At 67.5% G+C, this 16,621-nt stretch carries 19 protein-coding genes; 12 read left to right on the top strand and 7 right to left on the bottom strand.

Features of this window, described 5'->3' with window-relative positions:
• Positions 1-65 precede the first annotated feature (65 nt).
• Positions 66-287 (bottom strand): hypothetical protein, encoded by a 222-nt coding sequence (locus ABD301_RS13235; protein WP_163568590.1) that lies wholly within the window; start codon positions 285-287, stop codon positions 66-68.
• 404 nt (positions 288-691) lie between these two features.
• Here ABD301_RS13235 and ABD301_RS13230 point away from each other — a divergent pair, with 404 nt between their 5' ends.
• The 4 genes from ABD301_RS13230 (at position 692) to ABD301_RS13215 (ending at position 2,791) form a co-directional block, all read left to right on the top strand.
• Positions 692-892: a hypothetical protein gene (locus tag ABD301_RS13230; RefSeq protein WP_344310262.1), complete on the top strand. Its 201-nt coding sequence runs from the start codon at positions 692-694 to the stop codon at positions 890-892.
• A 244-nt stretch (positions 893-1,136) separates the two neighbouring features.
• On the top strand, positions 1,137-1,262 hold the full coding sequence (locus ABD301_RS13225; RefSeq protein ID WP_279580419.1) for a hypothetical protein: 126 nt from the start codon (positions 1,137-1,139) through the stop codon (positions 1,260-1,262).
• Between the two features lie 15 nt (positions 1,263-1,277).
• Complete coding sequence (locus ABD301_RS13220) at positions 1,278-2,129, top strand: NAD-dependent epimerase/dehydratase family protein (RefSeq protein WP_344310259.1); 852 nt, start codon at positions 1,278-1,280, stop codon at positions 2,127-2,129.
• A gap of 122 nt (positions 2,130-2,251) precedes the next feature.
• Positions 2,252-2,791 carry a mycothiol transferase gene (locus ABD301_RS13215; RefSeq protein ID WP_163568639.1) on the top strand — a complete coding sequence of 180 codons (540 nt, stop codon included), beginning with the start codon at positions 2,252-2,254 and terminating at the stop codon, positions 2,789-2,791.
• A 29-nt stretch (positions 2,792-2,820) separates the two neighbouring features.
• Here the strand turns inward: ABD301_RS13215 and ABD301_RS13210 are convergent, their stop codons facing one another.
• Entirely contained in the window at positions 2,821-3,432 is a 612-nt protein-coding gene (locus ABD301_RS13210) for a TetR/AcrR family transcriptional regulator (RefSeq protein ID WP_163568592.1), read from the bottom strand.
• Positions 3,433-3,508: 76 nt separating this feature from the next.
• Here ABD301_RS13210 and ABD301_RS13205 point away from each other — a divergent pair, with 76 nt between their 5' ends.
• Together ABD301_RS13205 and ABD301_RS13200 are read left to right on the top strand one after the other, a co-directional pair.
• Positions 3,509-3,907, top strand: coding sequence for a nitroreductase/quinone reductase family protein (locus ABD301_RS13205; protein WP_344310256.1), 399 nt, complete (start codon positions 3,509-3,511; stop codon positions 3,905-3,907).
• Positions 3,908-4,003: 96 nt separating this feature from the next.
• Complete coding sequence (locus ABD301_RS13200) at positions 4,004-4,213, top strand: hypothetical protein (RefSeq protein WP_279580421.1); 210 nt, start codon at positions 4,004-4,006, stop codon at positions 4,211-4,213.
• 38 nt (positions 4,214-4,251) lie between these two features.
• On the opposite strand, the gene ABD301_RS13195 is transcribed toward ABD301_RS13200, so the two are convergent.
• Positions 4,252-4,752: a MarR family winged helix-turn-helix transcriptional regulator gene (locus ABD301_RS13195; RefSeq protein ID WP_163568595.1), complete on the bottom strand. Its 501-nt coding sequence runs from the start codon at positions 4,750-4,752 to the stop codon at positions 4,252-4,254.
• Between the two features lie 67 nt (positions 4,753-4,819).
• Here ABD301_RS13195 and ABD301_RS13190 point away from each other — a divergent pair, with 67 nt between their 5' ends.
• Positions 4,820-5,482 (top strand): tetratricopeptide repeat protein, encoded by a 663-nt coding sequence (locus tag ABD301_RS13190; protein WP_344310254.1) that lies wholly within the window; start codon positions 4,820-4,822, stop codon positions 5,480-5,482.
• On the opposite strand, the gene ABD301_RS13185 is transcribed toward ABD301_RS13190, so the two are convergent.
• On the bottom strand, positions 5,479-6,351 hold the full coding sequence (locus ABD301_RS13185) for a diacylglycerol/lipid kinase family protein (RefSeq protein ID WP_344310252.1): 873 nt from the start codon (positions 6,349-6,351) through the stop codon (positions 5,479-5,481). The two genes, ABD301_RS13190 and ABD301_RS13185, sit on opposite strands and share 4 nt — an antisense overlap.
• 34 nt (positions 6,352-6,385) lie before the next feature.
• Entirely contained in the window at positions 6,386-7,939 is a 1,554-nt protein-coding gene (locus ABD301_RS13180) for an FAD-binding oxidoreductase (protein ID WP_279580424.1), read from the bottom strand.
• Positions 7,940-7,956: 17 nt separating this feature from the next.
• On the opposite strand from ABD301_RS13180, the gene ABD301_RS13175 reads away from it, so the two are divergent.
• From ABD301_RS13175 to ABD301_RS13165, 3 genes are read left to right on the top strand one after another with little or no spacing between them, the layout of a single operon-like run.
• On the top strand, positions 7,957-8,529 hold the full coding sequence (locus ABD301_RS13175) for a TetR/AcrR family transcriptional regulator (protein WP_344310249.1): 573 nt from the start codon (positions 7,957-7,959) through the stop codon (positions 8,527-8,529).
• Positions 8,526-10,040, top strand: coding sequence for a glycerol-3-phosphate dehydrogenase/oxidase (locus ABD301_RS13170; RefSeq protein WP_344310247.1), 1,515 nt, complete (start codon positions 8,526-8,528; stop codon positions 10,038-10,040). The genes ABD301_RS13175 and ABD301_RS13170 overlap by 4 nt, the downstream gene beginning before the upstream one ends.
• 39 nt (positions 10,041-10,079) lie before the next feature.
• Positions 10,080-10,397, top strand: coding sequence for a thiamine-binding protein (locus ABD301_RS13165; RefSeq protein WP_163568596.1), 318 nt, complete (start codon positions 10,080-10,082; stop codon positions 10,395-10,397).
• A gap of 405 nt (positions 10,398-10,802) precedes the next feature.
• Here ABD301_RS13165 and ABD301_RS13160 read toward each other — a convergent pair whose 3' ends face one another.
• Both ABD301_RS13160 and ABD301_RS13155 read right to left on the bottom strand, forming a co-directional pair.
• A complete protein-coding gene (locus ABD301_RS13160; protein WP_344310245.1) occupies positions 10,803-13,127 on the bottom strand; it encodes a MinD/ParA family ATP-binding protein in 2,325 nt (774 codons plus the stop codon).
• Between the two features lie 93 nt (positions 13,128-13,220).
• Positions 13,221-14,114 (bottom strand): diacylglycerol/lipid kinase family protein, encoded by an 894-nt coding sequence (locus ABD301_RS13155; RefSeq protein ID WP_344310243.1) that lies wholly within the window; start codon positions 14,112-14,114, stop codon positions 13,221-13,223.
• Between the two features lie 80 nt (positions 14,115-14,194).
• On the opposite strand from ABD301_RS13155, the gene ABD301_RS13150 reads away from it, so the two are divergent.
• On the top strand, positions 14,195-15,484 hold the full coding sequence (locus tag ABD301_RS13150; protein WP_344310240.1) for an adenylosuccinate synthase: 1,290 nt from the start codon (positions 14,195-14,197) through the stop codon (positions 15,482-15,484).
• A 122-nt stretch (positions 15,485-15,606) separates the two neighbouring features.
• A complete protein-coding gene (locus tag ABD301_RS13145; RefSeq protein ID WP_344310238.1) occupies positions 15,607-16,419 on the top strand; it encodes a lipase family alpha/beta hydrolase in 813 nt (270 codons plus the stop codon).
• Positions 16,420-16,621 lie beyond the last annotated feature (202 nt).

Genomic DNA, 16,621 nt, shown 5'->3' with positions numbered 1-16,621 from the left:
CGAGACTAAGTTGCTCGATCGTGGGGCGGATGTCCAGACTGGTTTGCTGAGCTGTTGACGAGAAGTCAGCTGGTCACGGCGAAGGTTGTGACGAGTCGGCGGTCGTTCGCATACCGTACGTCCATCTCGAACTCGTCGATCCGGCGCTCGTCCCAACCGTCCCGCTTGATTGCGTCCAGCAGTACTTGCCGCAAGTCGTCAGAATCGTTCGGATCAGCCGAGACAGTGCGCTCCTGAAACTTCCAGCCGTTGTGCCGGATCACAAGGTCCAGTGCCTCGCGGCTCATTGCTCCACCCTCGTTGCGATCAACATCATGGATCGTACCGAGTCGGAGGTCGGACCCGTTTGGCCGTTCAATGGACTCCAGCTCGGCATCCGTGGGATCTGCGACCCCATCGCCCTCACGGCCGCCGAGCTGGAGCCCTTCCTTCGCTCCAGGAGGCATCGAGGCATCGTGGTTCTGGTACGCGCTGATTCGATACTGGCACTGACGGCGCGAGACCTGTCGAGTGCACATCAGCCGCGAGTACGACGCGATCGTGTGTCGTGTCGGGCGTGTGACGACCTGTGGCCGTGTGACGTGCGAGCGGTCGCGGAATCAGTGCTGGTAGCAGCCGGGATGAATCCGCGGGCGTACGACGATTCCCCGCCGATGCCTCGCAGGCGTCCTGCTCCGCATCGGGCCACACGGTGAGCAGGCTCCAGCAGGTCTTGTCACTGCGGCGGCAGGTCGCGCAAGCCACGGTAGATGCCGCCCAGATGCTGCAATCCGCTCGTACGTACGGAGACAAGCGACGAATCGACCACTACTCGGGCATGACGTTGGCGTTCCAATCGATCATCGACATGATCGATATCGAATTTGAGCTGGACAAAGACGACTCCGGCTAGCCGGGCCTGATGTGGTCCAGTGAGGTGGCCGAGTTTGCAATCGGTTCCCGGACCGAGTCAGAGCTGTCGCCTATCGCCCGGATTCCGGCAGTCGAATAGCTGCCTCTCTGGGCCGGGTCGCCGGGTGGCGAGGGCAGATTCGCCGCTTTCCTGGCGAGGTCGCCATATCGTCGTTGGCATGACATCGTTGGGAAAGCGCCAAATAATTGGTTCTGTCTGTGGTCTGCTGTCAGGCATTTGCATCATGTTCGCGAACCTCGACCTGGGCACTTGGAGTCAACACCATGTTGTGCTGTTCGGCGTCGGAGCTGCGATGTCCGTAGTGTCGCTGGTGATGCTGGTCTTCTACCTCGGGAAGGCTCGCCGTTGACGGGCAAGGAGTGGCGTGAGGGTCCTGGTCACCGGTGGGTGTGGCTTTTTGGGCAGGGTGGTGACTCGGGAGCTGCTGGCGCGTGGGTACGACGTTGACGTTCTGACTCGGGGAAGTGACGGGGTCGAGGGCGCCGGGACGGTACGGGCGGACCTGCGTGAGGCGATGGGACCGATAGCGGGAAAGTACGACGCGATCGCGCATTTGGCGGCGCCGCCGAGTGCGCGGGAGTCGTTCGTGGATCCCCTCACGTTCTTCGACGTTATCGTTGGTGGCACTCGAAATCTGCTGGCAGCGGCGGGCGGCCAGCCGAGAATCGTCTTTGCCTCGACGAACGCGGTGTACGGTTCGGCCCACGACGGACGGCTTAGTGAGGATCGGTCCACGCACCCGGAAAGTCCTTACGCAGCGGCAAAGTTGGCTGCTGAGCAGATCGTGGACGGCTATGACGCGGTCACACTCAGAATATTCAACATCGCCGGCCCGTACGACACAGATCCGACCCGGATCCTGCCGCGCATTCTGACGGCGGCGGCCGATGGACAGCCGATCGCGGTCAACGGTGACGGCATCGCGGTACGGGACTTTGTGCACGTACGAGACGTGGCCGTGGCGGTGGTGAGGTCCTTGGAAGGCCCGAAAGGCATCTACAACATCGGTACGGGCGAGGGTGTCAGCGTTATAGACCTCATTCAAGCGGTCGAAAGGATCACTGGGCGTACGGTCGAGGTGCAACACAATCCGCCTAAGCCCGAGCCGCACAGTCTGATCGCGGACATCACCAAAGCCCGTTCGGCGCTCGGGTGGCGGCCGGAATTCTCGGCGCTGGAACGCATAGTCAGCGACGCCTGGAAAGCTCGCGGATAAGTTCCGGTACGGCCAAGGACTTTCGTCGAGGCATTTCTGGGCAGGTTGCGTGGGGACAACGTCGGAAAAATGCTGGTACGTGCCCTCTGAAACTGTCGGTGGTGGGTGGCATGCTCCGGCCCATGACGAAGATCCCGGAAGAGAACTACTCCGCTGTGTTCGCCGGCGACCGGCCGGAGCTGCCCAAGGTCGGTGACGAGCGTGAAGTCCTGACATCTTTCCTGGACTGGCAGCGGAAAACGCTTGAAATGAAGTGCTCCGGCATCGCGCCGGAGCGGCTCTCGGACCTCGGCGTCCCGCCTTCGACGATGAGTCTGCACGGCTTGATCCGGCACCTCACCGGCGCCGAGCGGTGGTGGTTCCGGCTGCAGTTCGCCGGGCAGGACGTGCCGATGATCTACTACTCCGACGAGGATCCCGAGCAGGATTTCGATGACCTGGCCGGCGATGTCGAGGAGGCATTGGCTCGGTGGAAACAGGAATGTCAGCTGTCCCGGGACATTGTCGCCGAGGCCGACCTCGACCAGACCGGCACCGAGATTCGGACGGGCAAGCCGGTGTCGCTAAGGGTGATTCTGGTGAAGATGATCGCGGAATACGCCCGGCATAACGGCCACGCCGACCTGCTGCGGGAGCGCATCGACGGAGCGGTCGGCCACTAATAGTTCCCATGCCATCGCCATGGTCACGGTCACCGCGCTTCCGGCGTCTCGACGCAAAGCAGTTGTTTCAACAGAGCCGCCGACAGCTCAGCCGCGGCCGCTGGACTCAGCGGCGAATGTCCGATGAGCAGCCGATACCAGAGCACGCCGTAAACCTGGTCCGTGACCAAATCCAGGTCGACGGGCGCCAGCAGCTCACCGCGATCCTGTGCGCGGATGAGGATTTGTCGTAGTTCCTGGCGCCGCCGGTCGGCGAAAATGCGCATCAACTCGCCAGCGTGTGGGTCGCGTTGCGCCTCGGCCATCACCGTCCGCAGCCGGGACGCGGCCGGCTCGCTGCCCGCCGCGTGGAACGTTGACGCGAGGAATGTGTGCAGGTCAGAGGCCAGTGCGCCGGTGTCCGGGGTGGGCGCGCTGGTACGCGCGAGGTCGGTCATCGCCTCCAACAGGACGGCCCCCTTGGACGGCCACCAGCGATAGATCGTCTGCTTCCCGACCCCGGCCGCCGCGGCGATCATGTCGATCGTCAGCGCCGCCCCATTCGGTTGGCCGAGCAGCTCGGACGTGGCGTCCAGGATCGCCTGCCGGGCGGCTTCGTTGCGGCGACGGCCGGTGTGCGGCCGGCGAGGGTCTGGGGCCATGCCCACCAGCGTACTTGACGAAACTATGAGTCTCGGCAAGTCTTGACGAGACGCTTAGTCTCGGCAAGGAGCGAACATGGCAGATGAAGCAAAACGACGCCGGGTGACCTGGTTTCACCGGCACCTCGCGAACCCGATGTCGCGCGCAATGGCCGGTTGGATGCCGGGCCAGGCGGTGGTGGAGACCGTTGGCAGGGTCAGTGGCCAGCCCCGCCGCACCCCGGTCGGCGGGCGGCTGGCGGACGGCAGCTTTTGGCTGGTCAGCAACCATGGCGAGCATTCTCAGTACGTCCGCAATATCGTCGCCAATCCGCGCGTACGCGTGCAGATCCGCGGCCGCTGGCGGGCTGGTACGGCACATTTGCTGCCCCACGACGACCCGAAGCGGCGGCTGCGCAAACTGCCGGCGTACAACAGCGCCATGGTCCGGATGCTGGGCACGGACTTGTTGACTGTACGGGTGGATCTCGACTGAACGATCGGCGTTCGGATTTGCCGAGCGGGGTGATCCAGGGCACGCTTCCCCCGTACAGAGCCTTACCACTTTTCTGTAGGGGGTCAACAAATGGGCATGAACCTCAACAAACTGCTCGACAAGGAGTTCGAGACCAAGAGCCTCGCCGAGATCCTGGACGCCCCGCCGTCCGCGCTGGAAGGCCTCACCCCGAAGCACGACGAGATCCTCGCCGGCTTCAAGATCAAGACCATCCGCGACCTGGGCAACTGGAAGTACGCCAAGAGCGCCGCCGCCCTGGTCGCCCTCGCGGACGCCGAAGAGTAGTCACCTGCTTGGGGGCGGGCGCCGACTCGGCGTCCGCCTCAGGTTCGGTCGTTTTGCTCGGCGACCAGCATCATCTTCCGAAGCAGATCCGCCAACTGGTCCTGTTCGGTCAGCGTCAACGCCCCGACCAGTCGGCGCTCCACCAGGCCCTGATCGTCCACGGTCCGCGCCCACGTACGCATGCCGGCAACGGTCAGCCGCACGGTCACCTTGCGGCGGTCCTGGGTGTCGTGTTCGCGTACCACATAACCGGACCTCTCCAGCGCGTCCAGCCGCTTGGTCATCGCCGCCGGCGACATGCCCAGTGCGGTGGCGAGCTCACCCGGGGTCGCCTCGTACGGCTGCCCGCGCCGACGCAGGTTCTTGAGCGTCTGGAATTCCCACAGCTGGACTCCGTGCTCGGCCAGTGAGTCCTTCTTCGGCTTCTCCATATGTCGGGCCAGCAGTTGGATCCGGCCGGCGATCGCCTCCGCGAGTGCGTCGTAGCCGGCCAGCTCGTGCCGCCAGTACTCGATATGCCGATCGACGCTGTCTTTCACCTAGCGAAGGATACTGTAGTAGATATTTCGCTGGTGAAATATTCTCCAGTGAAGTACGGTGGCCGGCATGACGAACGTGATCGGGAAAAACACGGACCGGTTGAGCTGGGCCCAGGAGCTGTACGAACGGGCCATTTTCAACAATGACACCGAAGCGCTGGCGATCTCGGACATCGAGCTCGACCGGGTGGAAGCCGATCTCGCGTTGGCTCGTGGCCGGGTGATCCACGTACGCTTCCTGGCGGATCGCACCAACGAGGATCCGCGCGAGCTGGAGCTGTTCGAGCGGGCCGCGGATCTCTATCACCAGCTGGGCGATGGGCGAGCCGAAGGCGAGGCGCTGTTCTGGGTCGGCATCGTCCATCAGGTCGTACGCGGCGACAACCTGGCCTCGATGCCGTTCTACGAGCGCGCGCATGGGTTGGCCATCGAGGCTGGCGATCGGTTGACGCAGTCGTACGTGGTCCGGCATTTCGGTTTCGCCGAAATGGCCGCCGGCCAGCTGGATGACGCTCGTCAGCATTTCGAGGAGTCCGTACGACTGCGCCGCGAGATCGGCCTACGGCCTGGAGTCGCGGCCGGTTTGTTGGCGCTCGCGGACTGCGCTTTCCAGGCCGAGCGACCCGAGGAAGCCAGGAAATACATCGAAGAAGCACGTTCGGTCGCCGAGGAATGCGGCGCTCATGGGATCCTTCGATGGATTCTGGAATCCGAGCAGGAAATGGCCTAAGGAGTGAAAACCTGGGCTGCGGCTGGGTGCAGGGTGATCGTCAAGGGGAGTGCGTTGAGCGGTTCACCGTCGGCGTAGGCGACGATGTCGGTGGTGGAGCTGATCCGGATCGTCTGGCCGCGCAGCGTGCGGACCGCCGGATGATGGACATGGGTTCCCTTGTAGACAGCCGAAAACATCCGCAGCATCTCCAGCCGGGGGACGGCCGAGACCAGCGTCAGGTCGAGGTGGCCGTCGTCTGGGACCGCGTCCGGGCAGATCCGCATTCCGCCGCCGTAGCTGGCGGTGTTGCCGACGGCGACGAACATTCCGGTCAGGTCGTGCGAAACGCCGTCGACCTCGACGACGAAATCCAACGGGCGGAAACCGGCCAGTTCGGCGAAGGTCGCGAGGGTGTAGCGGGAGCGTCCGCGCGGCCACCGCATGCGGTTCGTACGGGCGTTGACTCGCGAGTCGAAGCCGCAGGCCAGCACCGATCCGAACCAGGTCTGGCCGACCCGGGCGAGGTCCAGCGGCCGGGCCGTGCCGGTCCGGATCAGCCGGCTGGCGGCGGCCGGGTCATGCAGCGGAATTCCCAGTGAGCGGGCGAAATCGTTGCCGGTGCCGGCTGGTACGACACCCAGCGGCACCGATTTTTCGGCGACTACCTGCAGAGCCGCGTGCACCATCCCATCGCCGCCGCAGACGACGAGCACGTCCGGCTGGTCGGCGATGGCGGCGGCCAGTACGGCAGTCACGTCCGGCCCGTCGGTCTGCCGGACGGTGACTTTCCCGCCACCGGACCGAAGTTCGGCGATCGCCGCGTCGGCCGCGGCGGCGCCGGTGCCGGCGGCCGCGGCCGGATTCACCACCACACTGACGAAGGTCATGAGGTCAGCCTGCCAGGGACCAAGCCGGTGAAGGTCACGGGATGAGCTTGCCAGGGTTGAGAATCCCGGCCGGGTCCAGCCGGTCCTTGACCGCTCGCAGGATGGCGACGCCAAGGTCGCCGACCTCGGCGGCCATCCACGGCCGGTGGTCGGCGCCGACCGCGTGGTGGTGAGTGATGGTGCCGCCGGCCGCCACGATCGCGTCCCCGGCCGCGGTTTTGGCCCGCTGCCACTGCGAAACCGGGTCGTCGGACTGTCCACACACGACAGTGAAATAGAGCGAGGCACCGGTCGGGTAGAGGTGCGACACATGGCACATCACCACTGCTGGTCCGCCGAGTGCGGCCGCCACCGCGGTGCGTACGCCCTCGTATAGCCCCGGCAGCGCTGAGTAGGTGGCCGCGGTTTCCAGTGTCTCGGCCAAAGCGCCGACGCCGAGCAGGGCATCGCGCAGGTAGGGCGCGCGGAACCGGTGGGCTCGCCAGTCGCTCGCGCCGGCCAGGTCGGAACCGCCATGGGCGGCCAGGATTTCGGCCGCACGCGTACGATCCGCGGCCACTTCGGCGGCCGTTCCCTCGTAACCGGTGACCAGCACACAGCCGCCGGTCTGGTCCTGGCCGCCGAGCGCGCGGTTGATTCCGGTCTCGGCCTCGTCGGAGAGTCGGGCCACCGCGGGCGCCGCGTCCGCTTGGGCGAGTGCTCGTACGGCCGCGACTCCGCTGGCGAAGTCAGCGAAAGTCCAGGTCTCGTCGAGCAGTTTTGGCGGTATCGGGCGGATGCGTACGGTCACCTCGGTGATGACCCCGAAGACGCCCTCAGATCCCAGCAACAGCTGCAAAAGATCCGGGCCGGCGGCCGACCCGGGCGCTCGTCCCAGTTCCAGCGGACCGGATGGGGTGGCCACTCGCAGGCCGGTCACCAGGTCGGCGAACGAGCCGTAGCGGTTCGACGCCTGGCCGGACGACCGGGTCGCGGCGAACCCGCCAATGGTCGCGTATTCGAAGCTCTGCGGCAGGTGTCCGAGGGTGAAACCGTGTTCGCCGAGCAGCCGCTCGGCCGCCGGCGCGCGCAGGCCCGCCTGCAGCACCGCGGTCTGCGAAATCTCGTCCACCGACACGAGTTTGTCGAGGCGCCGCAGGTCCAGCGCCACTACCGGCCGCTGGCCGGACGGTTGTACGCCACCAACCACACTGGTCCCGCCGCCGAACGGCACCACCGTGATGTTGTTTTCGGTGCAGATCCGCAACAACGTGAGGATCTCGTCGTGGTCGGCCGGCAGCAGCACCGCGTCCGGGGCTTCGCGGACTTCGCCGGACCGCAGCCGGAGCAGGTCGATCGTGCTCTTGCCGGCGCTGTGCAGCAGCCGCGAGTGCGGGTCGGTCAGCACGTACGCCTCGCCGACCACCGCGGCGAAGTCGACCGGCAGTTCGGTGGCCGGCAGCTTGACGTCCTCCTCCGCTGGTGGCGGCAGGATCCGCTCGGGCAACCGCAGCGCCGAGGCGAGCAGCTGTTGAGCGGACTCCGGCAGTTCGGTGCGGGCGGCCGGGTCGCCCCAGCCGTACCAGAGCATGTCGGGATCGGTGCGCATGAGTTACAGTTTTACACATGCCGCAAAAACGTAAAAGCCCTGAGGATATTTTGGCCGCGGCCCGTGATTGTGTGCTGGCGTACGGGGCCCAGCGCACCACCCTCACCGAGGTGGCTCGCAAGGCCGGCGTGAGTCGTCCGACCGTTTACAGCCACTGGCCGGACGTACGCGCCCTGCTCGCGGACCTGATCACCACCGAGCTGGCCGGGATCGCCGCCGAAACCGCCGCCGTCGACGGCCGGCACGGCCGGGAACGCCTGGTCAATCGGGCCGTCCAGTCGGCCGCCGCGGTGATCGTCGACCCGCTGATGGTCAAGATCCTGGACTCCGACCCGGAGCTGCTGATCCCGTATCTCTTCTACCGGATGGGGACCAGCCAGCTGGCCGTCCTCGCGGTGCTGGAAACGGCGGTCACGGACGGCCAGGCGGACGGCTCGATCCGGTCGGGCAAGCCGGACGCGCTGGCCCGGATGTTGCTGCTGACCGGCCAGTCCGCGGTGCTCTCGCACCGGCTGGTCACCGACCGGCTCGACTATGACCAACTGGTCGACGAGCTCAGCCTGCTCCTGGACGGATACCTCAAACCATGACCGGCACCGCACTCAACGCCACTCGCCGGGCCGCCGACTGGGCCGCGCTCGCCGCGGATCCGCAGGTCGACGTGCTGGTGGTGGGCGGCGGGGTGACCGGCGCCGGGGTCGCCCTGGACGCGGCCAGCCGCGGCCTGTCGGTGGCGCTCGTCGAGCGGCACGACCTGGCGTTCGGTACGAGTCGGTGGAGCTCGAAGCTGGTGCACGGCGGCCTGCGCTACCTGGCCAGTGGCCAGGTTGGCGTCGCGTACGAGAGTGCCGCCGAACGGGATCTGCTGCTACGCCGCCTCGCCCCTCACCTGGCCCACGCGTTGCCGCAGGTAGTGCCCATTTTTCACGACACTCCGGCGAGTGCGCACGCGATCGTACGGACCGGAGTGGCGCTGGGAGATGTGTTGCGGATGGCGGCTGGTACGCCGGCCCACGAGCTGCCCCGGTCGCGCCGGATCCCGCCGGCCGAGGCGGTCCGGCTGGTGCCGGCGCTGCGCCGGGACGGCCTGCGGAGCGCGATCCTGTCCTGGGATGGGCAGCTGACCGACGATGCGCGGCTGGTGGTGGCCATCGCTCGTACGGCCGCTGGCCAGGGCGTACGCGTGCTCACTCGGTGCGCCGCCGAGGACCTCACTGGCGGCGGCGCGACGCTGCGGGACACCCGCACCGGCGACACCCTCGCGTTGCGGGCTCGCGCGGTGGTCAACGCCACCGGCGTCTGGGCCGCGCAGAACGCGCCGGACGTGCGGCTGCGGCCGAGTCGGGGCACCCACCTGGTGCTGCCCGACACCGCTTTCGGCGGCCTGCGAGCCGCGCTGACCGTCCCGGTGCCGACCGAGCGCAACCGCTATGTGCTGGCGTTGCCGCAGGTGGATGGGCGGGTCTTCGTCGGGCTGACGGACGAGCAGGTGGACGGGCCGATCCCGGACGTGCCCGAGCCGACCGACGCCGAGCGGGCGTTCCTGCTGGCCACCGTCAACCGGGCGCTGGACCGGGACGTACGACCGGAGCAGGTGCTCGGCGCGTACGCGGGGCTCCGGCCGTTGCTGGACAGCGGCACTGGTCGCACGGCCGACCTGTCGCGGCGGCACGCGGTCATCGTCGGCGCCAGCGGGGTGATCACCGTCGTGGGCGGCAAGTTGACCACCTACCGACGGATGGCGCAGGACACCGTCGACGCGGTCCTACGGGCCACCGCGTTGGCGGCCGGGCCGTGTCGTACGCACCGGCTGCCGCTGGTTGGTGCCGCGCCCCGGCGGCGGCTGGAGGCGTTGCCGGCGCCCCGCCGGCTGGTTGACCGCTATGGCACCGAGGCGGCCGCCGTGGTGGCGCTCGACGCCGCTGAGCCGGTCGCTGACGGGATGTCCACCACGCTGGCGGAATTCGTTTTCGCCGTTCGCTACGAGGGCGCCATGACGGCCGGCGACCTGCTCGACCGGCGTACTCGTATCGGCCTGGTCCCGGCCGACCGGGCCGCCGCCGAGGAGGCCGCCGAAAGGGCGCTGAAGGCCACTGTCTGAGCGCTCGCTAACTGGCCGGGATATTGGCAGGCTGGAGCCATGATTGTCGCATTCAGCATCAGCCCGGCCGCCAGTGATGACGAAGGCAGTGTCAGCGCAGCCGTCGCCGAGGCCATCGAAGTCGTCCGCGCTTCGGGGCTGCCTAACGAGACCAACGCCATGTTCACCAACATCGAAGGGGAGTGGGACGAGATCATGCCGGTCATCAAGGCCGCTGTCGACGTGGTCGCGGCCCGGTCGCCGCGGGTCGGTCTGGTGCTGAAGGCCGATATTCGGCCGGGCTTCACCGGGCAGCTCGCGGCGAAAGTCCAGCGAGTGGAAGAACAGCTGGCGCGACTGGCCGACAAAGAGGCATAGGTTATAGGGCCTTTGGGCCCTGCTCGTCCAGTCGAATGGTCATTTCCACAGACTGTCCACAGTAGAAAGCACGCGGTCGCTCTCGGTGTTATTGCCAGCCAGCTGCAAAAACGCTGAGAGCGCGCGGCGCTGTTAATGGTCTGGCCCCGCCAATGGGTCCATACCGGAAAGCGGCGCGGGGGTGGCGAGAGGTAGGACGATCGCTGCCATACCCCGGAAAACAAGGAGGCCCTCACCGACCACGGGGGAAGTCGGTGAGGACCTTGCAATGAGAGTGCCACGTCCATCCCCGGTTTGGCAGGGCCTTCGGGCACCTTTTTTCAAATTCAGCAAAGTTTAAGGTTGGGGAGGCAACCTTGTCGGTGATCTACAACGTCTGCAAGCGCTGTCATAGAGCGGTGGCGCCTACAGACCTTCGGCAATCGCGGCCGCGATCCGCAGCCACGCCAGCCGGCTGCGCTGGCTGAGCTCGCCGTAGCGGATCGGCTCGCCGGAGTCCAGCAGCGGTTCGTACGGCGCGGTCAGCACCGCACGGGTGCGAGCCGCGAAATGCGCACGAATCGCAGGCAAATCAACACCCTTGGTGCTGGCCGGCATGGAGATCACCGACACCGCGCGGCGAACCAGATCGTGCCGGCCGTTCTGGTCGAGGTGATCCAGCATTCGGGACGCCGTCTCGGCTGAGTCGCCACGCGCCGACATCGGTACGACCAACTGGTCGGTCGCCTCGATCGAGGCCTGCCAGTTCGCCGCGCGCACGTTGTTCCCGGTATCCACAATGATGAGTTTGTAAAAGCGGCTGACCACATTTCGGATCTGCCCGAACGCCTGCGCGGTCAGCATTTCACCTGCGGTCGCCGACTCATCGGAGGCCAGCACGTCGAACATCGCCTCGCCCTGCGACCGGACGAACTTGGAAAGGTCCCCGACCCGACCGGTCGGTCCGATAAAGGAGCCGAGCTCGCCGAGCAGGTCCCGGACCGTACGTGCGTGGAAATCCTGCTGCGCGCGCATGCCGAGGGTGCCCTGGGTTTCGTTGTTGTCCCACGACAGCACATATCCGCCGCGCTGCTGGCCGAAAGTCATCGCGACCATCAGGACGGCCACGGTCTTTCCGGCGCCACCCTTGGGGTTGACGACCGTCACCTGGCGCAGGCCGCCGAAATTCCGCCGCACCATGGCGATCGAGTTCCGGCTTTCCACCTCACGGCGGCCCGGCGGCGGCTTGACCAGCCCGAAGGACGCCCGCCGGACCAGGCCCTGCAGGCCGAGGCTGGCTTTGGGCGCCTCCGGCCGGTGCGCGCGGCGGGCCGCGAAGTCGGCGGCCGTCGGGGTGCCGGCCGGACCCGCGTTGGGCTGCTGCGCCTGACCGAGTTGGTACTGGTGTTGTTGTTGCTGCGCGGCCGTCTGCTCCGGCGTGGGCTGCTGGAAGCCCGGCTGGCCGTACGCCTGCTGGCCGAAGTCGGGCTGCTGCGGCTGACCATATTGGTCGTACTGAGCCGCCTGGGCTGGCGGTTGTGCAGGCTGCTGGCCGTACTGCTCCAGGCCCCGCTGGTCGTACGGCGGCTGCACCGGCTCGGCGGGCTGCCCGTACGTGGTGCCGGGCTGCCCCCAGTTCTGCGGTCCGGCCGGTTGGCCCCAGCCGACCTGCTCCGCGGGCTGCTGAGGCTGCGCTGGCGGCTGCTGTTGGGCGGCTTGCCCATACCCGGCTTGCTCGGGTTGGGCGGGCTGTCCATAAGACGGCTGCTGCTGGCCAGGCTGGAAGTGCCCCGGATAGAACTGGCCGTCCTGGAAGTGGCCGCTGGCGAACTCGGTCGGGACGTACGTCGGCGGCATCTCCGGATGCGGGTCGATGCCCGGCTGGCCTTCGGGCTGGACCTGCTGGCCTCCCAGGGCCGTCAGCTCGTCCTGCGCCGGCTGAGCCGGTGGCCAGGTCGGCTGCCACTGCGGCGGTGGCCCGGCCGGGGACGCGGGCTGGGAGTCGGCCTGGGCTGGCTGCCACTCGGGCGTTGGCCAGCCACCGTGGTCCGCCACCGGCGCCGCGGCTGGCTGCCCGCTGGCCGGCTGGTCAGCAGCTGGTTGCTCAGCGGCTGGCTGGTCCGGCTGCTGGGTGCCGTCGTCCGGGCTGTCGTTCGAACCATCCGATGTCGCTTCGGCCGCTGGTTGCTCGGGAGTCGGCTCCGGCAGGATCGGGAACTGCGTGGTCGGGTGGAAGTCGCCCTGGTCGATGGCCTCGTGACCAGCGGCGGGATCGGCCGGTGAGCCGCCGGCCGGGTTGATCTGCTGCGGCTGCTCCGGCCAGCCGGCCTGCGGCCAGGACGGCCAGCCGTTGGGCTGCTGCGGATCCGGCCCGGCCGGATGTGGCTCGTACGGTGACGGGCCCTGTGTCCCGTACGCCGAAGCGCCGACGGCCGGCGGCGATGAGTGCTGCCCTTCGTACGAGGGCTGCGCGGGCCATCCGGCCGGGTCCACGTTGGTGGGCGGCTCGCCGCTCGCTGGTTCGGCGTTCACTGCCTCGGTGCCCGGTGGTGGGGTGCCCGGTAGTTGGGGGCTCAGTGGCTCGGTGTTCGGCGGTTCAGTGCTGGGGGAGCCGGCGAAGTGCTGGTCGGACCAGGCGCCGCCGCGCGGCGCCCAGGGCGAGGACGTGTTCGCCGCTCCCGGGTCGGCCGCTTCGGGCAGCTGACCGTCGCGCTCAGGTGCGTGTGGATCGCGGTCAGTGTTGTCCTGCACGAGCGAGGTCCCCCAGTCGTTCCTTGCTTACCGTGGTGGCGGTCTGACGTTGATTCTGCGCCATCGACGCACGCCCGTGCATCAAGAGCGGGTTCAGCCTGTGTATACCGCCCACGCGCCAGGCTCGACCCACCAGGTGCGTTTGCGGTTCACGGTGCTGGCGGCGCCGTCGTCGATGGTCGGAATCCGCAGGTCGGAGCCGTTTTGTTCGGCCTCAGCGCCGGGTAGGCGTACCGGCGTGATGGCCACCGCCCGGCCGCGCAACCGGCGTACTTCCACCTCGGTCCGCGGCTTGCGTGGCCAGCGACCGTGTCGTACGGGCACCGCCACCGCCACGTCGAGAGCTCCGTCGGTGGGGTCCGCCTGGGTGGTCAGCGCGAGCCCGGGCAGCGCGTCCAGCCGGCCCGCGTTGGTCACGCCAACCGCGAGCAGCAGCTCGTCCGGCGCGCACAGCACCGTGTCGTCGACCGTCACCGAGGCTGTCCAGGGCGCCGGCAAGCCGTTCTCGGAGCGGCCGCCCAGCAGCGCCGCGTGCATGGTCACCGAGCCGCCGTCGTGCCGGAGCAGGTCCAACCGCCGGCTGGTGCCGGCTCGTACGGCCGCGGCCACCGCCTCGGGCTGGCGGGGCAGCCCGAGCACCGCGCACAGGTCGTCGTCGGCGCTCGCGTCCAGTGGGAGCAGGCCCAGCGCCGGCAGGTCGGGAATGGTTCGGTCGTCCCGCAGGCCGGTCCGGTCGCCACCCTTGGGCAGCACCCGCCGTACCAGCTGCCGCAGGATCGCCCGGATCTCGTCGTCGCCACCGGCCACCACCAGCCGATGGCCGCCGTCGGCCGCCTCGGCCAGCGCCTGGTTGGCCTCCGCCGGGGAGTCGACCTCGCGGACCGTCACCTCGGCGGGACGCAGCGCGTCGGCGCAGCGCAGCACCGGCACCCGGGTCCCGTTGCCGGCGCCCGGAGCCACGATCATCACCGGAGTTTCGCTGGTCACGGGCGTTGACCCTAGCTAAACGAAGGATGCGCGTGGCAGTTAGCCTCAATCACGGCCTTGTTGCCTGTTGAGGAGCTCTTATGCCCGCTGTTGTCCTGATTGGCGCCCAATGGGGCGATGAGGGAAAGGGCAAGGCGACCGACCTGCTCGGTGGTCGCGTTCAGTATGTGGTCCGTTACCAGGGTGGTAACAATGCCGGCCACACCGTGGTCACACCGGACGGCGAGAAGTACGCGCTGCGACTGATTCCGTCGGGCGTCCTTGCCCCGGACGCCACCTGCGTGATCGGCAACGGCGTGGTGATCGACCCGGGTGTCCTGCTCGAGGAAATGGACGGGCTGTCCGCCCGTGGCGTGGACGTGTCGCGGATCGTGATCTCCGCCGACGCGCACCTGATCATGCCCTACCACGTGGCCATCGATAAGGTCGCCGAGCGCTACCTGGGCAAGGCCAAGATCGGTACCACCGGTCGCGGCATCGGCCCCGCCTACCAGGACAAAGTCGCCCGGCTGGGGGTTCGTACGCAGGACCTGTTCGACGAGAGCATCCTGCGCCAGAAGGTCGAGTCGGCGCTGGATCTGAAGAACCAGATCCTCACCAAGATCTACAACCGCAAGGCGCTGGACCCGCACGCGGTGGTCGACGAGCTGCTCGTGCACGGTGAGCGGATCAAGCCGATGATCACCGACACTCGGGTGCTGCTGCGGGACGCGCTGGACCGCGGCGACAACGTGCTGCTGGAGGGCTCGCAGGGCACCCTGCTCGACGTCGACCACGGCACGTACCCGTTCGTGACCTCGTCGAACCCCACCGGCGGCGGCGCCGCGGTGGGCAGCGGCATTGGGCCGACCCGGATCACCCGGGTCATCGGCATCCTGAAGGCGTACACGACCAGGGTCGGCTCCGGGCCCTTCCCGACCGAGCTGTTCGACGAGTACGGCGAGATGCTCCGCAAGGTCGGCGGCGAGGTCGGTGTCAACACCGGACGGGACCGCCGCTGTGGCTGGTTCGACGCGGTCATCGCCCGCTACGCGACGATGGTGAATGGGCTCACAGACATCTTTCTAACCAAGTTGGACATTCTGTCCGGCTTGGACAAAGTGCCCGTCTGCGTCGCGTACGACGTGGACGGTGAGCGGGTCGACACGGTGCCGACCACGCAGACCGGTTTCCACCACGCCAAGCCGGTGTACGAGTACTTGGATGGCTGGTGGGAGGACATCTCCGGCGCTCGTACGATGGCCGACCTGCCGACCAACGCGCGGGTCTACGTGGAGCGGCTGGAGGAGTTGTCCGGCGCGCCGATCAGCGTTATCGGCGTCGGTCCCGGCCGCGAGGAGAACGTCGTCGTACGAGATCTGCTCGACTGATTCTTTGGCGTTTCCGCTCACCTGTTAGACGGTCCCGACCTAGGCTGTAGCGAGCCGAGGAGCAATGTCGCTTGTGGTTGGCTGATTTTCACCAGCGGCATTGACCCAAGGGGGGATTTTCGTTGGCACGTCTGCGATGGTGGCTGCCCGTTTCGGTGCTCGCCGTGGTCGTGATGGCGGTCGCCGGCTATCTTTACTGGCCGGTTCCAGACCAGCCGGAAATGAAGACAAAATTCATCGCCGCACCACAGGACCAGCTCGGCCCGGTGCTGATCGTGCCCGGTTTCGGCGGAGACGTCTCGGTGCTGACCCGGCTCGCGGACCGGATCCGGGACACCGGCCGTACGGTCCAGGTGCTCTCACTTCCTGACAACGGCCGCGGCGACCTGCGCGTACAAGCCCAGCTAGTGGCCGCTGCCGCCAGCAAGCTGCGCGGCAAGGCGCCCAGCATCGACGTCATTGGCTACTCCGCCGGTGGCGTGGCGGCCCGTCTGTGGCTGAAGGACTACGGCGGCGCCGCGGTCACTCGCCGGGTCGTCACCATCGGTTCGCCCAACCACGGCACCCAACTCGCCGGCCTCGCCTTCGCGGTCGCCGCCGACAGTTGCCCGACCGCCTGCCAACAGCTCGCCGACCACTCCAGGCTCATCACCGCTCTCAACAGCCCCACCGAAACCCCGCCCGGACCGTTGTGGACAACCATGTGGACAAAGGTCGACGACACCGTCGTACCAGCCTCATCCGGGCAGCTCAGGGGTGCTGTGAACACCGAACTCCAGTCCGTCTGCGCCGACGACACCGTCCGGCACACCCAACTCCCGAACGACCCACTCGTCATCGGCATCGTGCTCGGCTCGATCGCCCTCGATCCACCCATCAAACCCACTGCCCCAGACTGCAACCACCTCCGCGAAGCCGCCGCCTTCGACAGCTGATTCCACCGGGCAAGGGTTCGCCGAAGTCCGTTTTGCGAACCGTTTCGTCACATTCGCGGGGTGCTCGAGTGTTCAGGAGTCACTTGAGTCGCAGGGGTAACCGTCGGTCCGGCATACGGGACGCCAATCTCAAAATATGGGAATTAGTCCGGTCAGGCACATTCCGCTGTTCTCATTGGGACTGGTGGGATCAACTTTCACC

It is taken from the genome of Fodinicola feengrottensis, assembly GCF_039530045.1.
Lineage (GTDB): Bacteria > Actinomycetota > Actinomycetes > Mycobacteriales > HKI-0501 > Fodinicola > Fodinicola feengrottensis.
Note: the sequence above shows the minus strand (reverse complement) of the source record. Positions and strands in the feature narration are given on the sequence as shown.

Coding starts and splice junctions, on each gene's coding strand:
- ABD301_RS13235 (WP_163568590.1), bottom strand. CDS start 287: ATGAGCCGCGAGGCACTGGACCTTGTGATCCGGCACAACGGCTGGAAG.
- ABD301_RS13225 (WP_279580419.1), top strand. CDS start 1,137: ATGTTCGCGAACCTCGACCTGGGCACTTGGAGTCAACACCATGTTGTG.
- ABD301_RS13215 (WP_163568639.1), top strand. CDS start 2,252: ATGACGAAGATCCCGGAAGAGAACTACTCCGCTGTGTTCGCCGGCGAC.
- ABD301_RS13210 (WP_163568592.1), bottom strand. CDS start 3,432: ATGGCCCCAGACCCTCGCCGGCCGCACACCGGCCGTCGCCGCAACGAA.
- ABD301_RS13205 (WP_344310256.1), top strand. CDS start 3,509: ATGGCAGATGAAGCAAAACGACGCCGGGTGACCTGGTTTCACCGGCAC.
- ABD301_RS13200 (WP_279580421.1), top strand. CDS start 4,004: ATGAACCTCAACAAACTGCTCGACAAGGAGTTCGAGACCAAGAGCCTC.
- ABD301_RS13190 (WP_344310254.1), top strand. CDS start 4,820: ATGACGAACGTGATCGGGAAAAACACGGACCGGTTGAGCTGGGCCCAG.
- ABD301_RS13185 (WP_344310252.1), bottom strand. CDS start 6,351: ATGACCTTCGTCAGTGTGGTGGTGAATCCGGCCGCGGCCGCCGGCACC.
- ABD301_RS13180 (WP_279580424.1), bottom strand. CDS start 7,939: ATGCGCACCGATCCCGACATGCTCTGGTACGGCTGGGGCGACCCGGCC.
- ABD301_RS13175 (WP_344310249.1), top strand. CDS start 7,957: ATGCCGCAAAAACGTAAAAGCCCTGAGGATATTTTGGCCGCGGCCCGT.
- ABD301_RS13170 (WP_344310247.1), top strand. CDS start 8,526: ATGACCGGCACCGCACTCAACGCCACTCGCCGGGCCGCCGACTGGGCC.
- ABD301_RS13165 (WP_163568596.1), top strand. CDS start 10,080: ATGATTGTCGCATTCAGCATCAGCCCGGCCGCCAGTGATGACGAAGGC.
- ABD301_RS13150 (WP_344310240.1), top strand. CDS start 14,195: ATGCCCGCTGTTGTCCTGATTGGCGCCCAATGGGGCGATGAGGGAAAG.